The sequence below is a fragment of the Candidatus Levibacter sp. Uisw_134_01 genome (assembly GCF_047717795.1).
Lineage (GTDB): Bacteria > Pseudomonadota > Alphaproteobacteria > Puniceispirillales > Marisalimonadaceae > Marisalimonas.
The window spans coordinates 2,081,480-2,106,136 of the sequence record NZ_CP159808.1; the positions used below are offsets into that span (position 1 = coordinate 2,081,480).

Genomic DNA, 24,657 nt, shown 5'->3' on the forward strand with positions numbered 1-24,657 from the left:
TTTCGTCTCCTTAGATTTAATATACTCTTGTAGCTGGTGGTATAGACTGAACTTCATTAGTAAGAGTGTTTTGGTGAACATCTCTATAGTCTAATTTAGTTTTCATATTATCATTTAACCACATAATAGTGTGCTTCATCCAGTTTTTATCGTCTCTTTCAGGAAAGTCCTCGTGAGAGTGAGCGCCTCTAGATTCTTTTCTTTGATCAGCCGATTTTATTGTTACAATTGCTTGTTGCATTAGATTTTCTAATTCTAATGCCTCAACTAAATCAGTGTTAAATATTAATGATCTATCTTTAATAGCAATTGAATCCATGCCTTTAGTTACTGTATCTATCTTTTTGACGCCTTCAGTCATTGACTCATTAGATCTAAAAACAGCTGCATGTTTTTGCATAATATTTTGCATAGAATTCCTAACTTCGCCTACAGCAGTATCACCAGAAGCATGCCTCATTCTATCTAATCTTGCTATAATTTTATCAGTAACGTTTGATGGTAATGGAGAATGCGAACTACCTTTTTCAACTGTTTTTAAAGCTCTTTGAGCAGCCGCTCTTCCAAAAACAACAATATCTAATAATGAGTTAGTACCTAACCTGTTTGCTCCATGAACAGACACGCAGGCAGCTTCTCCTATAGCCATTAAACCAGATACAACAGAATTTTGATCTTTACCTTTTCGTGTAACAACCTCTCCATGGTAATTTGTTGGAATACCACCCATGTTGTAGTGTACTGTAGGCAGAACTGGAATTGGCTCTTTAGTTACATCAACGCCGCAGAATATCTTGGCTGTTTCACTAATTCCCGGTAATCTCATATGTAACGTCGCAGGATCAATATGTTCAAGATGCATAAATATATGATCTTTATTTGGCCCCACGCCTCTACCTTCATTAATTTCTATTGTCATTGAACGCGAAACCACATCCCTACTTGCTAAATCTTTTGCGGTAGGAGCATATCTTTCCATAAATCTCTCGCCTTCAGAATTAGTTAGATAACCACCTTCTCCTCTTGAACCTTCTGTTATTAAAACACCTGCACCATAAACACCTGTAGGGTGGAATTGAACAAATTCCATGTCTTGAAGGGGTAAACCAGCTCTTAATACCATCGCGTTTCCATCGCCTGTACATGTATGAGCAGATGTACAAGAAAAATAAACTCTACCATACCCACCTGTTGCGAGAACAGTTTGGTGCCCCCTAAATCTGTGTAATTTTCCATCTTCCATACAAAGAGCTAATACACCTTTACATGAACCATTTTCATCCATAAGTAAATCTAGGGCTATGTATTCAACAAAAAACTCAGCTTGGTGTTTAAGGCACTGTTGATAAAGAGTATGAAGTATCGCGTGCCCAGTCCTATCAGCTGCAGCGCATGCTCTACGGGCCATGCTTTTACCGTAATCTAACGTATGACCTCCAAAAGGTCTTTGATAAACTTTACCATCTTCTGTTCTAGAGAAAGGAACGCCAAAGTTTTCTAACTCCGTAATTGAAGGTATTGCATTTTTACACATATATTCAATTGCATCTTGATCGCCTAACCAATCGGAACCTTTAACGGTGTCATACATATGATACTGCCAGCTATCATTCTCACCCATATTATTTAATGCAGCACCAATTCCACCTTGGGCTGCCACTGTATGACTTCGGGTTGGAAACACTTTAGTGATACAAGCGGTTTTTAAACCGCCAGAAACCATTCCAAGAGTTGCTCTTAATCCAGCACCTCCAGCTCCCACAACAACAACATCATGTTCATGGTCTATAATTTCATAATCAGACATATATTTCTCTTTCTTTTCTTACAAAAATATCTTTAAAATACATAGAATTGATAAAACACCTAATAATATTGATAATAATTTTATCAACATAATTGATAGAACTTTTAATCCTTCAGAATGGACATAGTCTTCTATGACAACTTGTAAACCAAGAGAAGCATGAAAAAATAATGTCCCAATTAAAAGAATTAAACCTGTTGCATTAAAAGGATTTTGTATCCATAAAATACCTTCATCGTAACTGCCTAAAATTGTTATTAGTAAAGATGGAATAAACCAAAGTAAAAGAGGTATCATACCTATTGCAGTTATCCTTTGAACTTTCCAGTGACCTACTCCATGTTTAGCTGAACCTAAACCTTGAACTTTACCTAAATCACTTCTCATTACATTATTATTCATGACTATTACTTTTTAAAAATAAACAAAATATAAAGTTAAGGTTGTCAAAATAATAGCGTTCAAAACTACTATTGAACCAGAGATATAAACACTCTTTAACTCAAAACCAAGTCCAGCATCCCAAAATAAGTGACGTATTCCATTTGAGAAGTGATAAAATAGTGCAAAGGCAAATCCAAAAATAATTATCTGAACAAACCAGTTATCTACAATTGACATAAAATAAGAATAACTTTCAATACCCATACTTAAGGACACTATCCAAGCAACTATTATGAAACTTCCTATCGACAGAGATATTCCTGTTAGTCTATGAAAAATAGATAATATAGATGTTATTTGAGGTTTATAAATCTGCAGGTGAGGGGATAAAGGTCTTGGTCTATTCATTTTTTATCTTTTTAGAATTGTTTAAGTTAGCATTAATTAATTAATAAATAACAAATTTAACAGAAAGTGCAAATTTTAAAACTGGAACTAATTAAAGTTTATTAAATATTATAATTAATATTGATATAGCTAATAAAATTATTCCTATAAATTCAGTACTTTTTATTTTTTCTTTAAATATTATTATTGATATAAGAATTGAAAAAATTAATTCAACCTGCCCAACAGCTCTTACTTCAGCAGCTGTGGCAAGTCCAAATGCTAAGAACCATCCAAAGGTTGCTCCAGTTCCACATATGCCCGCAGGTAAACTTGGTTTCCAGTATTTAAAAACAGCAACAAATTGGTCTTTTTTAAAATAAAATAGGTATAGTCCAACAAATATTGTTTGAAAAATAATAGCTATAACAGATATAAAAATTGACTTGTCTAAGATAGGAGCATCAACAGATATGATTGCCATTCTAAAAGTAACTACTGATGCGGCCAAAAGTAACCCAGATAAAAGCCCAACAATAGTTGATATTGAAATCATTGAAGAAAATAATATTTCTAAAGTTCCTAATATAGTTTCCCCTTTTTTTGCAAAAGACAAAAATAAGACAGATATAACACCAAGACAAATCCCAAAAATAAGCGGATAGGAAAAAGCAACTTCTAAAATTATTACTTCTAGCAAGGCTATCAATACTACCTCAGTTTTAGAAAATCCAATACCAGTAGCAAAACTCTTATGAGAAAAAACTTTCATAAGGACATAAGTAAAGAGAACTTGAAATATCGACCCTAAAAAGCATAAAGTTAGAGAATAATTTGATAGGTTTGGAATTGAATTTCCAGGAATATTAATCCAAACAATCCAAATAAACATTGTAAATGGTAAAGCATAACAAAACCTGATGTAAGCCGCACCATAGTCACCTAATTTAAATATCATATTTTTTTGAAACGCGGATCTTGCTGTTTGGCAAGCTGCAGCAAAGACAGCTGCTAAAATCCAAACTATATCCACTAATTCAATAAAACTAAACTTTGAATTATGAAAATCAAAGTTTAGTTCCTTTTAATTTTTTACTAGCTAAAAGCTCTGCTATTTGCACTGTATTCAAAGCAGCACCTTTCCTGAGATTATCTCCTACACACCAAAAAGCAATACCATTTTTAACTGTTGGGTCTTTTCTTATTCTGCTAACGAACACATCGTCTTCACCTGCAGCTTCATCAGGAGTGACATATCCTTCATCTGCTCTATGATCTATAACGGTTATACCTTCAGCTTCTCTCAGTAACTCTCTTACTTCTTTTTCATTAATATTATTTTCACACTCAACAAATACAGCTTCACTGTGACCAATGAAAACAGGAACCCTTACACAATGAGCAACTACATTGATGTTAGGATCTAAAATTTTCTTCGTTTCCACTTTCATTTTCCATTCTTCTTTTGTGAACCCATCATCCATAAAAACATCAATATGAGGAATAACATTGAATGCTATTTTCTTAGTAAAATGCTCAGGTTTAGCTTGGTCGTGAACAAACACACCTTTAGTTTGATTAAAAAGCTCGTCCATTGCAGGTTTTCCAGCACCCGAAACAGCTTGATAAGTTGAAACAACTACCCTTGTTATTTTAAATTGATCATGAATGGGTTTTAATGCAACAACCAACTGAATTGTTGAACAATTAGGGTTGGCAATAATATTTTTTTTTACAAACCCCTCTATATCTTTTGGATTAACCTCAGGAACAATTAAAGGAACCTCGTTATCCATTCTAAAATAGGAAGAATTATCGATGACTATACAACCTTTTTTTCCTGCAATTGGTCCAAATTTTTTTGCAATTTCTGAGCCAGCAGAAAAAAGTGCAATGTCTACATCTTCAAAGTTAAAATCATCGACAGGTTTAATTTTTAAAACTTTATTGTCACCAAAGGACACTTCTTTACCCATAGAAGATTTTGAAGCTAAGGCATAAATATTATTAATAGGAAAATTTCTTTCAGATAAAGTTTGAAGCATCTCTCTTCCAACTGCACCTGTAGCACCAACTACTGCAATGTTATAAGTCATCTAATTTGTTAATTCCTCTAATTTACGCAAAATAATATCCATCATACCTTTTGTTCCAACTTTCTCTCTTCCGTGAGCCATTATGTCAGGGGTTCGAGGACCAGCCTCAAGAGCAAGTGAAACTGCCTTATCTATCAAGTCTGCTTCGTCTTTCATTTCAAATGAGTAACGCAACATCATAGAGAGACTTAATAATTCTGCTAAAGGATTTGCTAACCCTTTTCCTGCTATGTCAGGAGCAGAACCATGAACAGGTTCATACATTGCAAATCTTTTTCCTGTATTTTTGTCAACCGAGCCTAGACTAGCTGATGGAAGCATTCCCAAAGATCCAGTCAACATAGCAGCACAATCTGATAAAATATCTCCAAATAAATTATCCGTAACTATAACATCAAACTGTTTAGGGTCCCTTACAAGCTGCATAGCACAATTATCAGCATACATGTGGTGCATATCTATCCCATTGCCTTCTTTTATGTGAAGGTTTGTCATTACCTCTCTCCACAAAACTCCAGACATCATTACATTAGCTTTTTCAACTGAAGTAACTTTTCCATTTCTTGCTTTTGCGAGATCAAAAGCTACTCTTCCAATTCTTTCTATTTCTGGAGTTGTGTATAAATTAGTATCATACCCCTTTTTAACTTTAGAGCTAACTTCTTCAATACCACGTGGTTCAGCAAAGTAGATGCCACCTGTTAGTTCTCTTAGTATTAATATATCTAACCCTGATATTATGTCGGGCTTGAGAGAAGAAGCATCCACTAAAGCAGGAAAAACCATTGCTGGTCTAAGATTAGCGAACAAGTCCATTTCTTTTCTTAATCTTAACAAACCATTTTCAGGTCTTTTATCAAAATCAACGCCGTCATACTTAGGACCACCTACTGCTCCAAATAATACTGCATCAGCTTCAATAGTATCAGCTAATGTCTCATCAGTAAGAGGGGTTCCATATTTATCGTAAGAGGCTCCCCCAACTAAACCTTCTTTTACATTAAAAGTAATACTTTTATTTTTGGCTAACCATTCAACTACCCTAAGTGTTTCATTTACAACTTCAGGACCAACTCCATCTCCAGGCAAAACCATTAATGTTCTATTTGATGACATTTCTTTCCTAACTCTAAAAATAAATTACAGCCAAGGACGCTCTGAGGACATTTTAGATTCAAAAGATTGTATCTCTTCAGATTTTTCCATAGTTATACCTATATCGTCCAAACCTTCTAAAAGACATTTTTTTCTAAACGGATCAATTTCAAATTTTATAACAGATCCATTTGGTCTCCTTATTTCTTGAGAGGGAAGATCTATTTCAAGCTCTGGATTTTCTTTGTCTTTGGCGTCAGCCATTAAAGCTTCTCTTTGATCAGCTGTTACTTTAATTGGTAAAAGACCATTTTTAAAAGAGTTATTATAAAAAATATCAGCAAAAGAAGTTGAGATTATACATTTAATACCAAAGTCTGACAAAGCCCAAGGAGCATGCTCTCTACTTGAGCCACAGCCAAAATTATCTCCAGCTACAATAATATTACTTGAACGATAAGGTTCTTTATTTAAAATAAAGTCTTCTTTTTCAGACCCATCATCATTAAATCTCATTTCATCAAAAAGATGTTTTCCTAACCCAGTTCTTTTAATAGTCTTTAAAAACTGTTTAGGTATAATTTTATCAGTATCTATATTTATAAAGTTAAATGGAGCGGCAACTCCCTTAAGATTGACGAATTTTTCCATATTCTATCCTTTTTGCAAAAACTAGATTATTGAACCAGCGTCTGTTAGTTTTCCAGTTATAGCCGATGCTGCTGCAATTTCAGGACTTACTAAATGTGTCCTGCCCCCTTTACCTTGCCTGCCTTCAAAATTTCTATTTGAAGTACTTGCACATCTTTCTCCTGGCTGAAGTTTATCCTCATTCATAGCTAAACACATAGAGCAGCCAGGTTCTCTCCACTCAAAGCCTGCTTCAGTAAACATTACATTTAAACCTTCTTCTTCAGCCTGAGTTTTAACAAGGCCTGAACCAGGAACAATCATAGCTCTAATGCCTTCTTTTACCTTTTTGCCTTTAATGACTTCTGCAGCCGATCTTAAATCTTCTATTCTAGAGTTAGTGCAAGAACCAATAAACACAGTATTTATTTCAACGTCAGAAATTTTTTGTCCACCCTTTAAACCCATATACTCTAGAGACCGTTCAATCTTTTGACGAATATCATCATCATTTATTTTTGATGGGTCGGGAATATAGCCATCTATTGAGACAACGTCTTCTGGACTAGTGCCCCAGGTCACTGTTGGCTTAATTTTACTTGCGTCAATCTTTACTTTCTTATCATAAAAAGCGTTGTTATCAGATGGTAATGACTTCCACCATTCCATTGCTAGATCCCAATCTTTTCCTTTTGGTGACATGGGTTTGTCAGCTAAATAATCAAAAGTTACCTGATCTGGTGCAATCATGCCTGCTCTTGCTCCAGCTTCAATAGACATATTACAAACTGTCATTCTACCTTCCATAGATAATTTTTTTATAGCTTCACCTGAATATTCTATGACATGACCCGTTCCACCAGCTGTTCCAATTTTACCTATAATAGCAAGTACTAAGTCTTTTGCTGAAACACCTCTTTGAAGTTCACCTTCAATATCTATAAGCATATTTTTAGCTGGCTTTTGAATTAAAGTTTGTGTTGCCAAAACATGTTCAACTTCAGATGTACCAATACCAAAAGCAAGAGCTCCAAAGGCACCATGTGTAGCTGTATGACTGTCTCCACAAACTATTGTCATTCCAGGTTGTGTGAAACCCTGTTCAGGACCTATAACATGAACAATACCTTGCCTCTCGTCCATCATATTGAAATATGGTATTCCAAAATCTTTTACATTTTGATCTAAGGCTTCAACTTGAATCCTTGATTCTTCTTCGTCAATACCTGAAGCCCTATCAGTGGTTGGAACATTGTGATCAGCGACTGCTAATGTTCTATTCGGAGAATTTACTGTCCTACCTGACATTCTCAAACCCTCAAAAGCTTGAGGGCTCGTCACTTCGTGAACCAAATGTCTATCTATATATATTAGTGATGCGCCATCTTCTTGAGTGTTTATTAGATGATAATCCCAAATTTTATCAAAGAGTGTCCTGGGTTTCATTTCAAGTCTCCTTATAACTAGGAAAGCAAAGTATTAAAGTTAATTAAAGTTAATCGAAATTAACTTTTTGAATCAGTTTCTTCATTAACTTTTTTGTCTGTTACTTTAGATTTAACTTCTTTTTTTGATACTTGAATTTTCTCAACAATACGAGCTGATTTGCCTCTTCTATCTCTGAGGTAATATAATTTAGCTCTTCTAACTTTACCTCTTTTAAGCACTGTTATTCCAGCGATTTTAGGAGAAAAAATTGGAAATATTCGTTCCACACCCTCACCATAAGAAATTTTTCTTACGGTAAAATTTTCATTCAGGCCACCACCACTTCGAGCAATACAAAGACCTTCAAATGCTTGAACTCTCTCCTTGTCACCTTCAACTATTTTAACATCAACTTTTAGAGTGTCGCCTGCACCAAATTCAGGTAAAGTTCTCTCTGCAGAAATCTTCTCCATTTGATCTTTTTCAATTTTATCAATAACGTTCATTTTATTACCCTTTCGTGATTTATACACATAACAAATTAATAATTTTTTTGCTACTTAAGATTTTATATATTTTGACCATAAATCTGGTCTTTTTAATTTTGTTATCTTTTCTGACATTTTAATTTTCCATATTTCTATTTTTTTATGATCTCCAGATAGTAAAACCTCTGGAACTTCTATCCCATTCCATACTCTTGGCTGGGTATATAATGGATATTCTAACAGATTACCTTCAAAACTCTCTTCTACTAAACCTTGTGAGTTTCCAATAACATTTGGAAGAAGTCTAATCGTGGCGTCCATAATTAGCTGTGCGCCAATTTCACCACCTGATAAAACATAATCACCAACACTTACTTCTTGTATATCATTATGAGTTAAAAATCTTTCATCAACTCCTTCATATCTCCCGCAAATAAAAACAACACCTTTTTCTTTAGACAAATCCTTAGCAAAACTTTGATCAAATTTACGACCTCTTGGTGACAAATAAATTCTAGGCCCATCATAATCAATAACTGATTTTAATGCCGTGTCTAGAACCTCTGGTTTAAGAACCATTCCATGACTTCCACCAAATGGCACATCGTCAACTTTGCCATTTTTGTCATTTGAAAAGTCCCTAATATTAATTGTATTTAAAGACCAAAGATTATTTACTAAAGCTTTGCCTGCAATGGAAAAAGCCAAAGTTCCTGGGAACATCTCTGGAAACAATGATAAGACTGTAGCATTCCACACACTAAACTCCTTGTTTTAACCATTTAAAAAACTTAAATCTAAATTTAAAATTACCTCTTTTTCTTTATACTTAATTTCATTCAAGAACCGTTTACTTGCAGGTAAATAAAACATTTTATTATCCTTATTTACTTCAAGTAATAAACCTCCACCAAAATCATTCAAAGATACAATGAAACCAAAACTTTCTCTTTTGGTATTATAGACTTCGAAGCTAACTAAATCTCTATGATAAAACTCGTCATCAGATAATTTAGGAAGGCTTTCTCGCTTAATAAATAATTTCGAATTTCTAAAATTTTCTGCATCGTTTCTTGTTTTAATATTTTCAATTTTACAAATAAGATTTTGCTTCACCTTTCTAACAAGTTTTAACTTAATTGGATTAATATCGTTATCTATAAATATTTCTTCATAAGTGAATATGTTTTCTGGTTTCTCAGCGTAGCTTTTAACTTTAACTTCTCCTTTTATACCATGAACACCAACAAAACATCCAATTTCGATTAAGTTACTATTTGACAAAGTATACCTATTATTTTTTATCCTCTTCTTCTGCTGCCGGAGCCTCTTCCGCTGGAGCTTCTGCTGCCGGAGCCTCTTCCGCTGGAGCTTCTGCTGCCGGAGCCTCTTCCGCTGGAGCTTCTGCTGCCGGAGCCTCTTCCGCTGGAGCTTCTGCTGCCGGAGCCTCTTCCGCTGGAGCTTCTGCTGCCGGAGCCTCTTCCGCTGGAGCTTCTGCTGCCGGAGCCTCTTCCGCTGGAGCTTCTGCTGCCGGAGCCTCTTCCGCTGGAGCTTCTGCTGCCGGAGCCTCTTCCGCTGGAGCTTCTGCTGCCGGAGCCTCTTCCGCTGGAGCTTCTGCTGCGGATGCTAATTTTTCAGCTGCTTCTGCTTCTCTTTCTAGCCTTTTCTTGCCAGGAGCACTTTTAATAGGTTGTTCTCTTATAACAGGAGCCTTTACTAGGCCGTCTGAAGACAGCATTTTAGCCACTCTTAATGTCGGTTGTGCTCCTTTAGAAATCCAATATTTGGCTCTTTCAACATCTAACACTAATCTTTCAGCATGATCTTTAGCAACCATTGGGTTATATGAACCTAACCTTTCAATGAATTTACCATCCCTTGGGGACAGAGCTTCTGCTACCACAATTTTGTAAAAAGGTCTTTTCTTAGCTCCACCTCTTGATAATCTTATTTTCAGTGCCATTTATTTTCCTTATTTTAAGTTAATTAAATTTATCGTCTCTTTTTTGAAGGCTTTCCACCTAAACCAGGCAAGCCCATTCCTCCAAATTTATTAGCCATATTTCCTAAATTTGGCATGTTACCACCCATCATTTTTTGCAATTGTGCCATCTTTTCAGGGTCCATTGCTGGCATTTGTCCATCACTAATAGGTGCATCTTGATTAGATCCACCTAAAGATGACATCATATTCTTTAATCCACCAAGGCCACCCATTTTGCCCATTTTTTTCATCATACGAGCCATGTCTTGTTGTTGTTTTACTAGTCGATTTACATCTGAAACAACAGTTCCTGATCCTGAAGCAATTCTTTTTCTTCGAGATGCGTTTAACAACGCCACATTTATTCTTTCTTTCTTTGTCATTGAGTAAATAATAGCTTCTTGTTTAGAAATCGCTTTGTCATTAAAATTGTTAGCCGCCATTTGTTTTTGAAGTTTACCAATACCAGGTAACATTGACATTACTCCGCCTAAACCACCCATTTTTTTTAACTGCCCGATTTGTTTTAGCATGTCGTTCATATCAAAACTGCCTTGAGACATTCTTTTCATCATATGAGCAGCATCTTCTTCAGCGATTGTTTCAGCTGCTTTTTCAACTAAAGAAACAACATCTCCCATATCCAATATTCTGCCAGCAGCTCTGTCAGGATGAAAAGGTTCTAAACCTTCTAATTTTTCAGAAACACCCACAAATTTTATTGGGCAACCAGTAACTGATCTCATTGATAAAGCCGCACCACCTCTGGCATCACCATCAGTACGAGTTAAAACAACACCAGAAATTTTGATTAATTCTGAAAAAGCCCTAGCTGTTTGGACAGCATCTTGACCAGTCATTGCATCAGCTATTAATAATGTCTCAGAAGGATTAGACAGTTTAAAAACTTCTTGAGCTTCAGACATCATAGCCGTGTCTATAGTAGTTCTTCCTGCTGTATCAAGTATCAAAACGTCTATTGCTTGAACTTTAGAAGCTGCCATTGCTCTTTTAGTTATTTTTTCTGGACTTTCTCCATCTATTTCAGGCAACACAGAAACTTCAGCTTGTTCACCTAAAATTCTAAGTTGTTCTCTAGCAGCAGGTCTATAAATATCAAGTGACGCAAGCATTACCTTTTTTCTTTTCTTAGACTTTAAATGTAAAGCTAACTTACCTGCAGTCGTGGTTTTACCTGAGCCCTGAAGACCAACTAGCAATATAACAGCTGGTGGTGCATGATCAATTAAGAGTTCAGATTGATCAGAACCAAGAACTTCAATTAAGACATCATTTACTATTTTTATAACTTGCTGACCAGGGGTTACAGATCTTAAAACTTCTTCACCTACTGCCCTAACTCTTACTTTATCTATAAATTCTTTTACCACTGACAATGCCACATCAGCTTCTAGCAATGCTGATCGCACCTCTTTAAGTGCTTTATCAACATCACCTTCAGAGAGTGAACCTCTTTTGGTAAGGCCTTTAAAAACATTACCCAGTTTGTCTGTTAAATTCTCAAACATGTAAATTCCGTCTTAATCTCTAAGCAAAAATACGCCCGTGCTTGAAACTCAAGGACGCGCGTTAAAATAATTCTAAAATATATTATTCTTGTTAGTTATATAAATCTTGTATCTAAGTCAAGTTTAAATAAAATCCTATAATTCATCTAAACCTGCAATAGCACGAGAAAAAGAAGATGCATTAAAAGATTGTAAATCATCCAAACCTTCTCCAACGCCGACAGAATGTATAGGAATTTTAAATTTTTCTGCAAGAGAAACAACTACTCCACCTTTTGCGCTACCGTCTAGTTTAGTAACAATGATACCTGTTAAACCAATAGCTTCATTAAAGTTCTCAAGTTGTGAATGAGCATTTTGTCCAACTGTACCGTCAAGTACAACAACTTTTTGGTGCGGTGCATTTTCGTCTAATTTTGCTAATACTCTACAAGTTTTCGTTAGCTCTTCCATTAAATCTTTTTTATTTTGGAGTCTTCCAGCAGTATCTACTATTACAATGTCTACATTCTCCTTTTGTGCCTTTTGAAAAGCTTGAAATGCAACCGCCGCTGAATCTCCACCATCTACTCCAGAAACAACTTGTGCTCCAACTCTTTGACCCCAAGTTTTTAATTGCTCTACAGCTGCAGCTCTAAATGTATCAGACGCAGCTAATATAACAGATTTATTTTGCAACCTAAACTGCTCTGCAATCTTACCAGCAGTAGTTGTTTTTCCGGATCCATTTACACCTGCTAAAAACAAAACATGTGGCTTAGCTGTAATATTATCAAAAAGACTCAGTTCACAAGGTAATAAAATTTCTTCAATTTCAGATGCAACAGTTTCAGTAATAACTTGTGGTGTGATTTCCTTTTTATCATTTAATTCAAATTTTTGGTCTTTAATTTTTTTTGTTATACGAGCTGATGCTTCAATACCTAAATCTGCTAATATCAGTTGATCTTCAATATCATCAAGCGTTAGCTGGTCTACAGTCTTTTTTCCTGTAACCGAAGCTAAAGCTCCTCCAACTTTGGATGCAGATTTACTTAATCCATTTTTTAGCTTGTTAAACCAGTTTAGTGCCATATTTTATAATCTCGTAATAATATTATAAATTTTCATTGACGCAACCTACAAGACCTTCTGAGTTAAAATCTAAAATTTTAGTAGATACAATATTACTACATTCAACTATTTTATTTACCTTTATTTTAGAGAAGTTAGGTGCATAACCAACAGAATTTTTTTCTATAAGAACATCTTGTATGGTTCCAACTTGAGTTTTAAAAAAATTTTGACGTTGTGTTTCAGCAAGCACCCTTAAATCTTTAGCTCTTTTTTTTATGACAGCACCAGATACCTTTGGCATTTTTGAAGCCGGCGTCCCTTCTCTATCTGAATATGGGAAAACATGAACATACGTAATGTCAGCAGCCTTAATTAAATCAATACTTTTTTGGTGTGATTTGTTATCTTCAGTTGGGAACCCAGAAATAAAATCACCACCAAAAACAATATCTGATCTTCTTCTTTTTACTTCTTTAACAAAATTAATTACATCCCTATTCAAATGACGTCTTTTCATTCTTTTCAAAATAAGATCGTCTCCATGTTGAATAGACAAATGAATATGTGGCATCAATCTCTCTTCATTTTCTATAGCGTCCATTAACTCAAAATCAACTTCAGCAGGATCAATTGAAGATAATCTTAATCGAGGTAAATGAGGTATATTTTTTAAAATCTTTTTTACTAACAATCCTAAACTTGGTTTTCCAAAAATATCACCACCCCATGAGGTTAAATCTACACCTGTTAATACAACTTCTTTAACTCCATTTTTTAACAATGAATTTATTGAGTTTATAATATTTTGAGTGGAAACAGATCTGCTTGGACCTCTCCCAAACGGAATGATGCAAAAAGTACATCTATGATCACAGCCGTTTTGAACTTGAACAAAACCTCGAGTATGATTATTAAAAGAATCAACGAGATGTTCAGAAGTTTCTTTAACATTCATTATGTCATCTACAAAAATGTTATTAGGGGATTTAATGTCATTGTTTATACCAAAATTTTCCCAAAACTTCTCATCTAATTTTTCTCTATTTCCTGCCACAAAATTTACTTCAGGCATTTCATTCCATATTTTTGGATTTATTTGAGCAGCACATCCTGTAACCAATATTTTAGCATCAGGGCGATCTTTTTTTGTTGATCGTATTGCTTGCCGAGCTTGTCTTTCCGCTTCACTGGTTACTGCACATGTATTAAAGATAATAAGGTCACTATGCCCATACTTACTGGCATGGTCACTTATAACCTGGCTTTCCCAAATATTAAGCCTGCAACCAAAAGTCTTAATTTCTGGTATTGAGTTTTTATTTTTGATATTTGCAGTCAATTAATATTCCAATATACCTTCAAACACTCTTTCTGTCATTCCAGTGAGTGTAACAGTTTTATCTTCTAACCACTTAATATATAAATTACCACCGTCTAGTATAATTTTATTATTTTTAGAACTTAAACCAAGAACTGAAGCTGCGACTGATGTAGCACATGCTCCCGAACCACATGCTTGCGTAATTCCTACACCTCTTTCCCACACCCTCATCCTTATAACACCATTCTCCAAAACACATGCAAATTCTATATTTGCAAATTGAGGAAAAACAGAGTTTTTTTCTAAAATAGGGCCAATTTTTTCTATGTCTAATTTATTCAATTCTAATGAATTAGGAAGAAATATTACTGCATGCGGATTACCCATTGACAAGCAAAAAGCTTCAAAATCATTTAAAAACACTTTTTGGGTGTTCTGTATCTTTGCAAGAGGAATTTCATTCCACTCAAATCTCGGTCTACCCATATTAACAGTAACATCACGTTTATCTTTATTACACTTTAATTTTCCTGAAATTGTTTCAATGTACAAATTATCTATATTTTCTTTTTTCATTAAATAATCAGCAATGCATCTCACACCATTTCCGCACGCTCCCGTTTCAGAACCATCTGAATTATACATCTTTACCTTGAAGTTTTCTTTTATGCTGGTGTTTTCAATAATCATTAACTGGTCACAACCTACTCCAATTCTTCTATTGCTCATCTGTTGAACAAAATCTGGTTGGTGTATAATTGGATTTTTAATATTATCAAAAATAATGAAGTCATTTCCTAACCCATGCATTTTAATAAATGGTATTTTCAAAAAATATATCCTTAAAAATTAATAATAAAGTCAAATATTGATATCTATAATAATAGGCACATGATCAGATGGTCTTTCCCAATTTCTAGTGTCTTTATAAATAACACCAGATTTAACTTTAGAGAATAAGTTTTTAGAAACCCATACATGATCTAAACGCCTACCTCTGTTTGATATTTCCCAATTTCTATTTCTATAAGACCACCAAGAATAAAGTTTTTCTTCATGGGGAATAATTTCTCTCATTACATCAACCCACTCACCAGAATTAATAATTTCTAATAATAGTCTTGTTTCTAAAGGAGTATGTGAAACTACATTTAGTAACTGTTTATGTGACCAAACGTCATTTTCTAATGGTGCAATATTTAAGTCACCAACTAAAATTTTATTATTTTTTACATCTTTTGAGAAAAATTCTTCCATTTCATTTAGAAAAGAAATTTTATGTTCAAACTTTAAATTTTTAGAAACATCTGGCTCATCACCACCTGCAGGCACATAAAAATTATGGAGTTCAACTTTATTACTTAATTTTACAGAAACATGTCTAGTATCACTTTTTTCACACCAATTTATATAGCTATTAACTTCAAATGGAATTTTAGATATAATAGCTACGCCATTATAAGACTTTTCACCTCTAAATATTTGATATTTCATTCCAATTTTTTTGAAATCTTCTAAAGGAAAAAATTGATCTTGTGTTTTTGTTTCTTGCAAACATATAACATCAATTTGTTGTTCTTGAATAAACCTTAAAACTTGATTTAATCTAAGCCTAACAGAGTTAATATTCCAGGTTGCTATTTTCACAAAAATCTCTTTGTTTAATTTTTTATTTTTTTTATTTCGTCACTTTATCTTATATTTTCAGAGTGTTAAAACCAAGTCTCTTTATATACCTCTAAACCTGCAATATGATTTTGTACAAGAAAAAATTCATTACCTTTTTCAAAAAGATTATTTATAGACATTTGATATCAAATTTTTAATTATTAGGTTCTGGAAAATCATCTGGGAAAAAAATTGCAAATGGTAGTTTTTGATTATATTTAGCATTTTGAATTAAGACAGTTGTTTCGTCTCCAACAATATCCCTAATAATCCATTTTTTTAAAAGAAAAGGTTTTTCTGAAAATTCTAAAATTAACTCTCCAGCCTGCTTGTTTTTGGCAAGTTTAATTTTTAAAACAATAATTCCTAATATTTTTTCTAAGTCTACAATAAGATCTTTGTTATTAAAGTTAATTTTGTTTTCTAATAAAATTGAAAAAGGGGTCTGGTTCAAAGGAATATTATTTGTAGACTTTAATTTTCTATTCTGTATGACAATCCAAAACCCTTTAGTTGTTATGAGAATATTGTTAGGTTGGTTATAGTCTATTCTTAATTTTCCTGGTAAATCTAAAAATATTTTTCCTTCACTGGTTTTACCTGAAGGACTTACTTGTATAAAATCAGCCTCTAAAGTTTTAAGGTTCTTAAAAAAAATTTCTACTTTTAATATAGAGTTAGTTTTTTCTGCAGCATTTATTATTGGAACTCCAAAAAAACATAAGAAAATTGTTAACAAAAAATAAATTAGAGAAATTGGTATCGTTTGATTAAGTTTCACCTAATTATCCTCTATTAAGACTTCTCTTTTCCCAGCTCTTCCTGGTTTAGAAATGACATTGTTTTCTTCCATTTTTTCTATTATTGTTGCTGCTCTATTGTAACCAATTTTAAAATATCTCTGAATAAAAGATGTACTTGCTTTTCTTTCTCTAGCTATTAAAGCAACGGCTTGATCATATAATTCATCATTTTGATTGTTATTTTTATTAGCAAGCCCATAAACACTCTCATTATAAGAACTTTCTGGCTCTTCAGTTATTGTCTCATCATAATCAGGAATAGATTGATCAGACAAAAATTTAGTAACTTTTTCGACTTCACCGTCTTCCACGAATGGACCGTGAACTCTAGTTAACTTACCACCTCCAGCCATGTACAACATATCGCCACGCCCTAATAACTGTTCACCGCCTTGTTCACCTAATATAGTTCTACTATCAATCTTACTAGTTACTTGAAAGGATATTCTTGTTGGAAAATTTGCTTTAATAGTGCCTGTAATTACATCCACTGAAGGTCTTTGTGTTGCCATTACAACATGAATGCCAGCTGCTCTTGCCATTTGAGCTAGTCTTTGGACAGCTGATTCTATTTCTTTTCCTGCTACCAACATCAAGTCTGCCACCTCATCTATTACAACTACAATAAATGGTATAGGTGTTAGATCAATATGTTGATCTTCAAAAATTGCTTGTCCTGTATCTGGATCAAAACCTACTTGAATACTTTTAGTTAGGACTTCACCTTTTTTTCTAGCTTCAATTAATCTGGTATTATAACTGTCAATATTCCTAACTCCTAACTTACTCATTGACATGTATCTAGTTTCCATTTCTCTTACAGCCCACTTCAGTGCAACTATTGCCTTATTTGGATCTGTTACAACAGGTGTCAACAAGTGTGGAATTCCATCATAGACCGATAACTCAAGCATTTTAGGGTCTATCATTATAAGACGACACGTCTCAGGGGTATGTTTATACAATAATGAGAGTATCATCGCATTAATCCCAACTGATTTACCTGATCCAGTTGTTCCTGCTACTAAAAGATGAGGCATTTTGGCTAAATCTACCACTACAGGATATCCTGCAATATTTTTACCTAAACAAACTGGGAGATTAAAACGTGAATTTTGAAACTCTTCATGTTCTAAGATGTTTCTCAATAAAACTGTTTCTCTAATTTTATTGGGTAATTCAATTCCTATAACATTTTGTCCTGACACCATGGCTACTCTTACAGCCTCAACAGTCATTGATCTGGCAATATCTTCAGCAAGAGACACAACTCTTTGGCTTCTTAATCCTGGTGCGGGTTGTAAATCGTACCTAGTTACTACAGGTCCGTATCTTACTGTATCTATATTTCCATTTATTGAATAGTCAGATAATACTCCTTCAAGAACCTTAGCATTTGCATCTAAAGTCTCTTTACTTGGTGGCTTAATATCCTCAGTTATGTTTTTTAATAATGTTACTGGTGGCAGTACAAAACCATTCTCTGAACTAAGTTGTAAATTTTGTTGAACAGAGTTATTTCTGTTAGTGGTCTTTTTGGAGATATCATTATCTTTTTGATTTTTAACTGAAATAGGTTTTTTTCTAAGTTTAGGTAATTTTCGCTCAATAAAATTATTCTCATGTGTAAACTTCAGATAAAGAGTTTTAATAAAATTAAATAAATTAAAGTTATTTAAATTTTGTGTTGTTGCATTTTCATAATTTTTTTGAGAAATAAAAAAAAGGTTATATAATATGCTTAATACCCATATAATTGGTAGATAAAAGGGACGCAAAATAAATTTCAAAAATTTAGTCTCTTTCTCTCCCAATGACAACAACCAAAAAAACATTATTAAAGAAATTATTAATGAACATACACCAAAAGTTACATTTGTATAAAATTGATCTGTTTTAAATTGAATACTGATTTCATTTGTTATTTTTAAAAACCCCCACTCGGCTAAACCATTTTGATTTATTATTGAATACTTAAGTTGTAAATTATTATTTAATACATCTTCTAGATAGATGCCACCTAATGTACTAAAAATAATCATTAATAAAAAAGTAAATAATTTTAACTTTAAAAACTTAAAAACAGACCTGTTAAATAATTTTATAGCCCAAATAAACAATACTACAGAGCTTAGCAATCCTGGAAAAATTCCAAATTCTCTTATTACAAAGCCTGCAATCCACGCTCCATAGCTGCTATACAAATTTGTTGGGACTTTATTTGATGCAAACCCCCAACTTGGATCATCTGGACTAAAAGAAACTAAAATTAAACAGAATGATATAGAGGTGAAAAGAAGAATCAAGGTAAAGACAGAATGAAAGACCTTATTTGACAACTTTTCTTTTATTTCTTCATTTAATTTATTCACTGAAAACCCAATTATTTTGTCAATTTTGATTTTAAAAATAAAGAAACTCTTTTCATGGCATCTTCAACGACTTCTTTATCATCAACTATAGCAATTCTTAAGTAACCTTTTCCAGGATTAAATCCGTCTACTTCTTTTGCCATATACCTTCCAGGCATAACTCTTAATGAAAATTTGTTCCATAAGGTTTTAGTTGCTTTTTCATCATCATCTACTTTTAACCACAGAAAAAATCCTCCATCTGGAACTTTGAAATCCTTATAAAATGGTTTTAAATATTCTTCTACAATTTGAAAATTTTGATCATAATGTATGCAAGCTTTTGTATTATGATCTTCATCGGCATACAAGGATGCCGCGGCTTTTTGTATTGGTATAGGTACTGGTGATGCCCCATTAGAAACTAATAATTTATAACTATCTATTATTTTTTCGTCACCAACTATAAAACCTGCTCTCATACCACTTGCATTGCTTCTTTTTGACAAGGAATTAAAAACAATTAAATTATCCAGATTGTCACCTAAGCTTAAAGCAGCATCTAATCCACCGACTGGTTTGGGTTTATTTAGTCTGTAAATATCACTATAACATTCATCAATAGCAAGAATAAAATTGTATTTTCTAGCTAATAAAATTGCATTTTTTAAATAGTTTAAACTTGCTATCCCACCATGCGGATTTGACGGAGAGCAAAGATACATTATGACGCAGGTATCTAATATTTTTTCAGGAATATCTAATATATTTGGAAGATATTGATTTTCTGGCAAAGCGTTTAACCAATAAATTTTAGATCCACTCGAAATACTTCCGGCACGCCATGCATGGTAGAAAGGATTAGTTACTATTGCTGTTGTTTCTCCAGCTTTTGTGTTCTTAGCTAGTAATCCAACTAAGTGTAGAGGTTCACGTGTACCAGGAACAGGTACAATATTTTTATTTATATTAATAATTTTTTCTGCTCCTGGATTTCTTCTTTCTATATATTTAAATATACTATTACTTAATTCAGGAATTGCTGCACTAGGGGGATATTTCCCCCACTCATTAAAATTGACAGATAATTCATGTCTGACAAAATCAGGCATTTTTAGAGTTGGTTCACCCAATGACATTTTTAATATAGGATAGTTAGGGTTTGGGTCTAAATCTTCTAAAAGAAAATTTAGTTTACCAAACATCCAATCTTTTAATACATTATAATCTGAATTAACCATTTGACCTCTTAAAAAATTAATAATTTATTTAAATTATATATTATAGTTATAAATAGTTAAAACTAATACATCACAATTAATAAAGTTCGATAATATGAAATCATTAACAAATAAACAACCTTTACCCCAAGAACATTTTTATAAAATATGTGTTGTAGGAGGTGGTATGACAGGAGCTATCATGGCTCTGCTATTAAAAAAATCAAAATTATTTAATACGAACGATATCGCATGGATTATGCCAAATATTAAAATACCAAATGATCTTAGAACAACTTTTTACAATGAAGAGAGTATTGAACTATTAAGTAAATTAAATATTTGGCGTGATCTAAAAAAAAGTGATTACACAAATGTAAAAAAAATCCAAGTTTTTGGCAAAAAAAACACAACTCCATTGATTTGGAATAACTCCAACAAAGAACAAAACTTTGGAGCAGTAGTAAAAAATAAAGTTATGTTAGATTCTATTTTTTCAAAATTAGATGATATACAAAAATTTGAAAATTTTGTTACTAACACTACATGCGATAATTTCGAAAGAACTTTGTATTTTAATGACAAACATTATATCAAAACAAATCTAGTTTTATGTGCAGATGGAAAGAATTCTCAATTAAGAAAATTACTATTAATCAAAACTATTCTAAAAAAAACTGGTCACATAGCTATATCAGGCTTCTTAGAACAATCAAAAGACCACAAGTTAACAGCAACTCAAGCTTTTACTGAATTAGGGCCAATAGGATTACTTCCATTTGAAAACAAGAATAAAATAAATTTTGTTTTGAGCGTAGAGGAAACTAAATATAACAATATCCTATCAAAAAATAATCCTGAACAATATATATGTGAAAAATTAGAAAATTTTTTCTCTAATTTTAATCTAAATTTCAAACCCATAAAAAAAATTAATAATTTAAACAATAATCTCTCTTCTTGGCCTTTGGATTTAAACTTTATTATTAATCCAACAGCTAATAGAGCTATGTTGATTGGTGACGCTGCTCATTCTATACATCCTCTTGCCGGTCAAGGTTTAAATCTAGCTATGAGAGACTGTGTTTCTGTTCTGAATTCAATAGAAGAGAGCTCAAAGTTTGGGAATGATCTAGGTGATATCTCTATTTTGAATTCTTACAAGAAAGATAGATTATCCAAAACTATTGCAATGACAGCCATTACTGATTTCTTGTTCTATGGGTTTGCTTCAAATTCAAATATTGCTCAAACAATATTATCTAAAGGTATGGAGACTTTGAACAAAAGTAAATTAAAGAATATTTTCAGCAAACTTGCTGCCAAATAATCAAAGCGAGTTATAATAATTATTCAAATATTTTTTTTGGTTTTTTCCAAAATCGTATAATAAATCCCAACTAAAAATACCTGAACTATGGTCATCAGAAAATATTATCCTAATTGCGTAATTTCCAACTTCTTCTATTCTACTGATAAGAATATCATTCTTATTTTTAACTATAATTTTTGGACCGCCATGACCTTGAATATCAGCAGATGGCCCCTCAACTCTTAGCAACTCTGCTGAAATGGAAAATTCAGAATTATCATCAAATAGGATTAATAACTCCTTACCGTCTTGCATTTTTTTTATTGATAAAGGCCAAGCATTCATTATATATAATCTTTTTTATAATTTTAACTTTTCTATCAATAGTATGTTGAATCCAATAAAGAAAGTAAAATCATTATAAACCCTTTTAATGTTTAATAACTTCAGAAATATTAGCTTCACTAGTATAACTTTCAATTATTGATAATAATAATGCGTTTCTTTTTGTTATAGATAATGTTTCTAAAAGTAATTGTTTTTCTTCTGAATCAAGTGGACAGATCATAGCGATCTGATCAGCCAGATTATAATCTTTGCATGCATCAATTATTTCAGTGTTTACTCTAATATCTTTTACGTGAAAATATTTTTTTAAAGCTGTTTTTAGATTACCAAAACCTTCTTTAACTTTCTCTTTTTGAAGATCCTTAACAAAATTACTAGAATCTATTTCAGCAACCTTAAAATTTTCATCATTAGTTTTTTCTTTAATCAAATTAAACCTACTTAATCCTTTAAGAGTGATCAGATATCTATTATCTTCGACTTCTTCAAACTTAATAATCTTTCCAGCACAACCCACCTTATGAAAACTTGCATCCAATTTATCTTTAACCACCATTGGTTGTATCATTCCAATCAGTCTAGATTCTGTTGCAAGAGCTTTATCTATCATTTTCAAATAGCGTGGTTCAAAGATATTTAAGGGAAGATAAGTATTGGGAAACATTACTACTCCCTGGAGTGGAAAAATTGGAATTTGTTTTAGTGGTTTATACAATATTTTTATATCCTGTAGTTAAAATCTAAAAAATTTATGAAAACAAAAGAGAAGCAAGTTTTCTTCTGGCATTTATAGTCTCAATTGCATCAAAACCAGCTGACGAGAAAAATTCTATTAATTGTTTTCTTGCAGCTTGATCATTCCATTCTTTATCTTTCTCTATTGATTTTAAAAGCAAATCAAAAGATGTAGCTATATCTCCTTTTCCGTAAAGAGCCACAGCCATTTCTTGCAAGTTTTCTAAATTGTTAGGATCGTTTTGAAGTTGCTTTTCTAAATCTTGAATGTTTTCTTGAGCTTTAAATGCTTTTTCTGACGGTTCAAGTGACTTCAAAGCTTCCACTACTGGTTTTGATTCCTTTATCTCTGCGGATAAAGCGTCAACAATTTCTCTTACATCCGAAAATTGATTAAGTCCTATCATGGATTTAATTAAAGAAGCAAAGCCAATATGATTTTCGGGATCTAAAGTTAATATTTTTTGAGAAATTTCATTTGCATCGTTCCAATTCCTTTCTTCGATTGATAGTTTGGCCATAGATATCAAATTTTCAACTTCTTCTCCTGGGCCTGAAAGATTTGCTGATTTTTTAACAAAGTCCAATATCTCACTATTAGTCTTTGATCCTTGAAAACCATCTACAACCTTACCTTCAAAAAAAGTATAGACCGTAGGAATAGATTGTATTCTTAATTGAGCAGCAATTTCTTGATTTTGATCTATATCAATTTTAGCTAATGTTATCTTATCTTTTTGCTCTTTAACCGCATCCTCTAATAAAGGTCCAAGTTGCTTACACGGCTCGCACCACGGAGCCCAGAAATCTACAATTATTGGTTTTTCTTTGGAAGATTCAATTACATCACTCATAAAATTGTCTGTTGTAACATCTTTAATATTACTGCTTACATTAATTTCCATAACTTAATAGGGCTCCTGTGTTTATAGTTTATATATGATGACACTGAAATATTTTTCAACAATTTATTACAAAATACTACAATTGACCAATCATAAAAGTAAGTATATTCAATTAGAGTATACCAATATTAAATAGTTAAAAATATGGATTTAGACAAAAGTGATAACATCAAAATAGCCTTAATTGGTTGTGGTAATTGGGGCAAAAATATTGCACGAAATCTCTCTGAAATGAATGCTCTATCATGCATTTATGATCCACATTCTAATATATCTAAAAAAATATCAAATGATTTAGAATTACCCAACTACTCTTTAAAAGAAATTTTTTCTAATAAAGATATTGATGGCATAGTTATAGCTTCTTCAGCAGACACCCATATAAATATAGCGAAACAAGCGCTTTTAAATAACAAAGACGTTTTAATAGAAAAACCATTTTGTTTATCTTTATCCGATGCCAAAAATATTTCAGATTTAGCTGAAGAAAAAAATAAAGTTTTAATGGCTGGCCATCTTCTAAACTATCACAATGCTTTTATAAAAATGAAAAACCTTATTGATCAAGATAAAATAGGTTCTATTAAAAACATAAGAGCTCATCGCCTGGCTTTAGGGTTAGTTAGGCAAAATGAATCTGTTGTATATGACTTGGCTGCTCACGATATCTCTATGATATTGTCTATAACAAAAATTTTACCAACTAATTTACAAGTTCAATCCATTCATCATAATTCAAATCTTGGTCCTGACGCTATAAGTGTAAAGTTATCATTTAATGAGAAGGTAACTGCATTAATTAATTGTGATTGGATGTGCCCTTATAAAGAACATAGATTTTCTGTAATTGGTACCAAAGGGTCATTAATATTTGACGATACAAGAGACTGGTCTAATAAATTAACTTTCAACCCGTCTATTATCAATGAAGATAATACTATAAATTTTTACCCTCTTGAAAAGATTAAAGTTAATGAAAACGAACCATTAAAAAATGAATTACGGGAATTTATTAACTCTATACAAACCAGGCAAAACCCTTTAACAGATCATAAAGAAGCCTTAAAAGTTCAAACTGTTATGGAAATGATTGATAAAAAACTAGGATAA

The 24,657-nt window shown here is 32.6% G+C and carries 24 protein-coding genes and 1 pseudogene; 2 read left to right on the forward strand and 23 right to left on the reverse strand.

Going from position 1 to position 24,657, the window contains the following annotated elements; genetic code table 11:
* Positions 1-16: 16 nt before the first annotated feature.
* The 20 genes and pseudogenes from sdhA to ABXT66_RS10660 all read right to left on the reverse strand — a co-directional run bounded on the left by sdhA (position 17) and on the right by ABXT66_RS10660 (position 20,268).
* Complete coding sequence (gene sdhA / locus ABXT66_RS10565; RefSeq protein ID WP_443643476.1) at positions 17-1,807, reverse strand: succinate dehydrogenase flavoprotein subunit; 1,791 nt, start codon at positions 1,805-1,807, stop codon at positions 17-19.
* Positions 1,808-1,825: 18 nt separating this feature from the next.
* Entirely contained in the window at positions 1,826-2,209 is a 384-nt protein-coding gene (gene sdhD / locus ABXT66_RS10570) for a succinate dehydrogenase, hydrophobic membrane anchor protein (RefSeq protein ID WP_443643477.1), read from the reverse strand.
* Positions 2,210-2,221: 12 nt separating this feature from the next.
* Positions 2,222-2,599, reverse strand: coding sequence for a succinate dehydrogenase, cytochrome b556 subunit (gene sdhC / locus ABXT66_RS10575; RefSeq protein WP_443643478.1), 378 nt, complete (start codon positions 2,597-2,599; stop codon positions 2,222-2,224).
* Between the two features lie 91 nt (positions 2,600-2,690).
* Positions 2,691-3,611: a hypothetical protein gene (locus ABXT66_RS10580; protein ID WP_443643479.1), complete on the reverse strand. Its 921-nt coding sequence runs from the start codon at positions 3,609-3,611 to the stop codon at positions 2,691-2,693.
* Positions 3,612-3,645: 34 nt separating this feature from the next.
* Positions 3,646-4,674, reverse strand: a complete 1,029-nt coding sequence (locus ABXT66_RS10585; RefSeq protein ID WP_443643480.1) for an aspartate-semialdehyde dehydrogenase — start codon at positions 4,672-4,674, stop codon at positions 3,646-3,648.
* Entirely contained in the window at positions 4,675-5,790 is a 1,116-nt protein-coding gene (leuB, locus tag ABXT66_RS10590) for a 3-isopropylmalate dehydrogenase (RefSeq protein WP_443643481.1), read from the reverse strand.
* A gap of 24 nt (positions 5,791-5,814) precedes the next feature.
* The gene (gene leuD, locus ABXT66_RS10595; RefSeq protein ID WP_443643482.1) at positions 5,815-6,420 is read right to left on the reverse strand and encodes a 3-isopropylmalate dehydratase small subunit; all 606 of its coding nucleotides are present in this window, start codon (positions 6,418-6,420) and stop codon (positions 5,815-5,817) included.
* Between the two features lie 21 nt (positions 6,421-6,441).
* Positions 6,442-7,845: a 3-isopropylmalate dehydratase large subunit gene (leuC, locus tag ABXT66_RS10600; RefSeq protein WP_443643483.1), complete on the reverse strand. Its 1,404-nt coding sequence runs from the start codon at positions 7,843-7,845 to the stop codon at positions 6,442-6,444.
* Positions 7,846-7,916: 71 nt separating this feature from the next.
* Positions 7,917-8,333: pseudogene (gene rplS / locus ABXT66_RS10605) on the reverse strand (50S ribosomal protein L19); the annotation flags it as partial.
* 54 nt (positions 8,334-8,387) lie between these two features.
* Positions 8,388-9,074 (reverse strand): tRNA (guanosine(37)-N1)-methyltransferase TrmD, encoded by a 687-nt coding sequence (gene trmD, locus ABXT66_RS10610; RefSeq protein WP_443643484.1) that lies wholly within the window; start codon positions 9,072-9,074, stop codon positions 8,388-8,390.
* A 15-nt stretch (positions 9,075-9,089) separates the two neighbouring features.
* Complete coding sequence (rimM, locus tag ABXT66_RS10615) at positions 9,090-9,599, reverse strand: ribosome maturation factor RimM (protein ID WP_443643485.1); 510 nt, start codon at positions 9,597-9,599, stop codon at positions 9,090-9,092.
* Between the two features lie 10 nt (positions 9,600-9,609).
* A complete protein-coding gene (rpsP, locus tag ABXT66_RS10620; protein WP_443643486.1) occupies positions 9,610-10,278 on the reverse strand; it encodes a 30S ribosomal protein S16 in 669 nt (222 codons plus the stop codon).
* A gap of 29 nt (positions 10,279-10,307) precedes the next feature.
* On the reverse strand, positions 10,308-11,828 hold the full coding sequence (gene ffh, locus ABXT66_RS10625; protein ID WP_443643487.1) for a signal recognition particle protein: 1,521 nt from the start codon (positions 11,826-11,828) through the stop codon (positions 10,308-10,310).
* A gap of 135 nt (positions 11,829-11,963) precedes the next feature.
* A complete protein-coding gene (ftsY, locus tag ABXT66_RS10630) occupies positions 11,964-12,902 on the reverse strand; it encodes a signal recognition particle-docking protein FtsY (RefSeq protein WP_443643488.1) in 939 nt (312 codons plus the stop codon).
* A 22-nt stretch (positions 12,903-12,924) separates the two neighbouring features.
* Positions 12,925-14,223, reverse strand: a complete 1,299-nt coding sequence (mtaB, locus tag ABXT66_RS10635; RefSeq protein ID WP_443643489.1) for a tRNA (N(6)-L-threonylcarbamoyladenosine(37)-C(2))-methylthiotransferase MtaB — start codon at positions 14,221-14,223, stop codon at positions 12,925-12,927.
* Positions 14,224-15,036: a diaminopimelate epimerase gene (gene dapF, locus ABXT66_RS10640; protein ID WP_443643490.1), complete on the reverse strand. Its 813-nt coding sequence runs from the start codon at positions 15,034-15,036 to the stop codon at positions 14,224-14,226. It abuts the gene before it with no gap.
* A 30-nt stretch (positions 15,037-15,066) separates the two neighbouring features.
* Entirely contained in the window at positions 15,067-15,852 is a 786-nt protein-coding gene (gene xth, locus ABXT66_RS10645) for an exodeoxyribonuclease III (RefSeq protein ID WP_443643491.1), read from the reverse strand.
* A 175-nt stretch (positions 15,853-16,027) separates the two neighbouring features.
* A complete protein-coding gene (locus ABXT66_RS10650) occupies positions 16,028-16,654 on the reverse strand; it encodes a LolA family protein (protein WP_443643492.1) in 627 nt (208 codons plus the stop codon).
* Entirely contained in the window at positions 16,655-19,048 is a 2,394-nt protein-coding gene (locus tag ABXT66_RS10655; RefSeq protein ID WP_443643493.1) for a DNA translocase FtsK 4TM domain-containing protein, read from the reverse strand.
* Positions 19,049-19,059: 11 nt separating this feature from the next.
* Complete coding sequence (locus ABXT66_RS10660; RefSeq protein ID WP_443643494.1) at positions 19,060-20,268, reverse strand: aminotransferase class I/II-fold pyridoxal phosphate-dependent enzyme; 1,209 nt, start codon at positions 20,266-20,268, stop codon at positions 19,060-19,062.
* A 94-nt stretch (positions 20,269-20,362) separates the two neighbouring features.
* Between ABXT66_RS10660 and ABXT66_RS10665 the strand changes: the two genes are divergently transcribed.
* Entirely contained in the window at positions 20,363-21,577 is a 1,215-nt protein-coding gene (locus tag ABXT66_RS10665) for an FAD-dependent monooxygenase (protein WP_443643495.1), read from the forward strand.
* On the opposite strand, the gene ABXT66_RS10670 is transcribed toward ABXT66_RS10665, so the two are convergent.
* The 3 genes from ABXT66_RS10670 to trxA form a co-directional block, all read right to left on the reverse strand.
* A complete protein-coding gene (locus ABXT66_RS10670) occupies positions 21,578-21,904 on the reverse strand; it encodes a gamma-butyrobetaine hydroxylase-like domain-containing protein (protein WP_443643496.1) in 327 nt (108 codons plus the stop codon). It abuts the gene before it with no gap.
* A gap of 85 nt (positions 21,905-21,989) precedes the next feature.
* Positions 21,990-22,622, reverse strand: coding sequence for an LON peptidase substrate-binding domain-containing protein (locus ABXT66_RS10675; protein WP_443643497.1), 633 nt, complete (start codon positions 22,620-22,622; stop codon positions 21,990-21,992).
* 34 nt (positions 22,623-22,656) lie between these two features.
* Positions 22,657-23,547: a thioredoxin gene (gene trxA, locus ABXT66_RS10680; protein ID WP_443643498.1), complete on the reverse strand. Its 891-nt coding sequence runs from the start codon at positions 23,545-23,547 to the stop codon at positions 22,657-22,659.
* Between the two features lie 144 nt (positions 23,548-23,691).
* Between trxA and ABXT66_RS10685 the strand changes: the two genes are divergently transcribed.
* The gene (locus ABXT66_RS10685; protein ID WP_443643499.1) at positions 23,692-24,657 is read left to right on the forward strand and encodes a Gfo/Idh/MocA family protein; all 966 of its coding nucleotides are present in this window, start codon (positions 23,692-23,694) and stop codon (positions 24,655-24,657) included.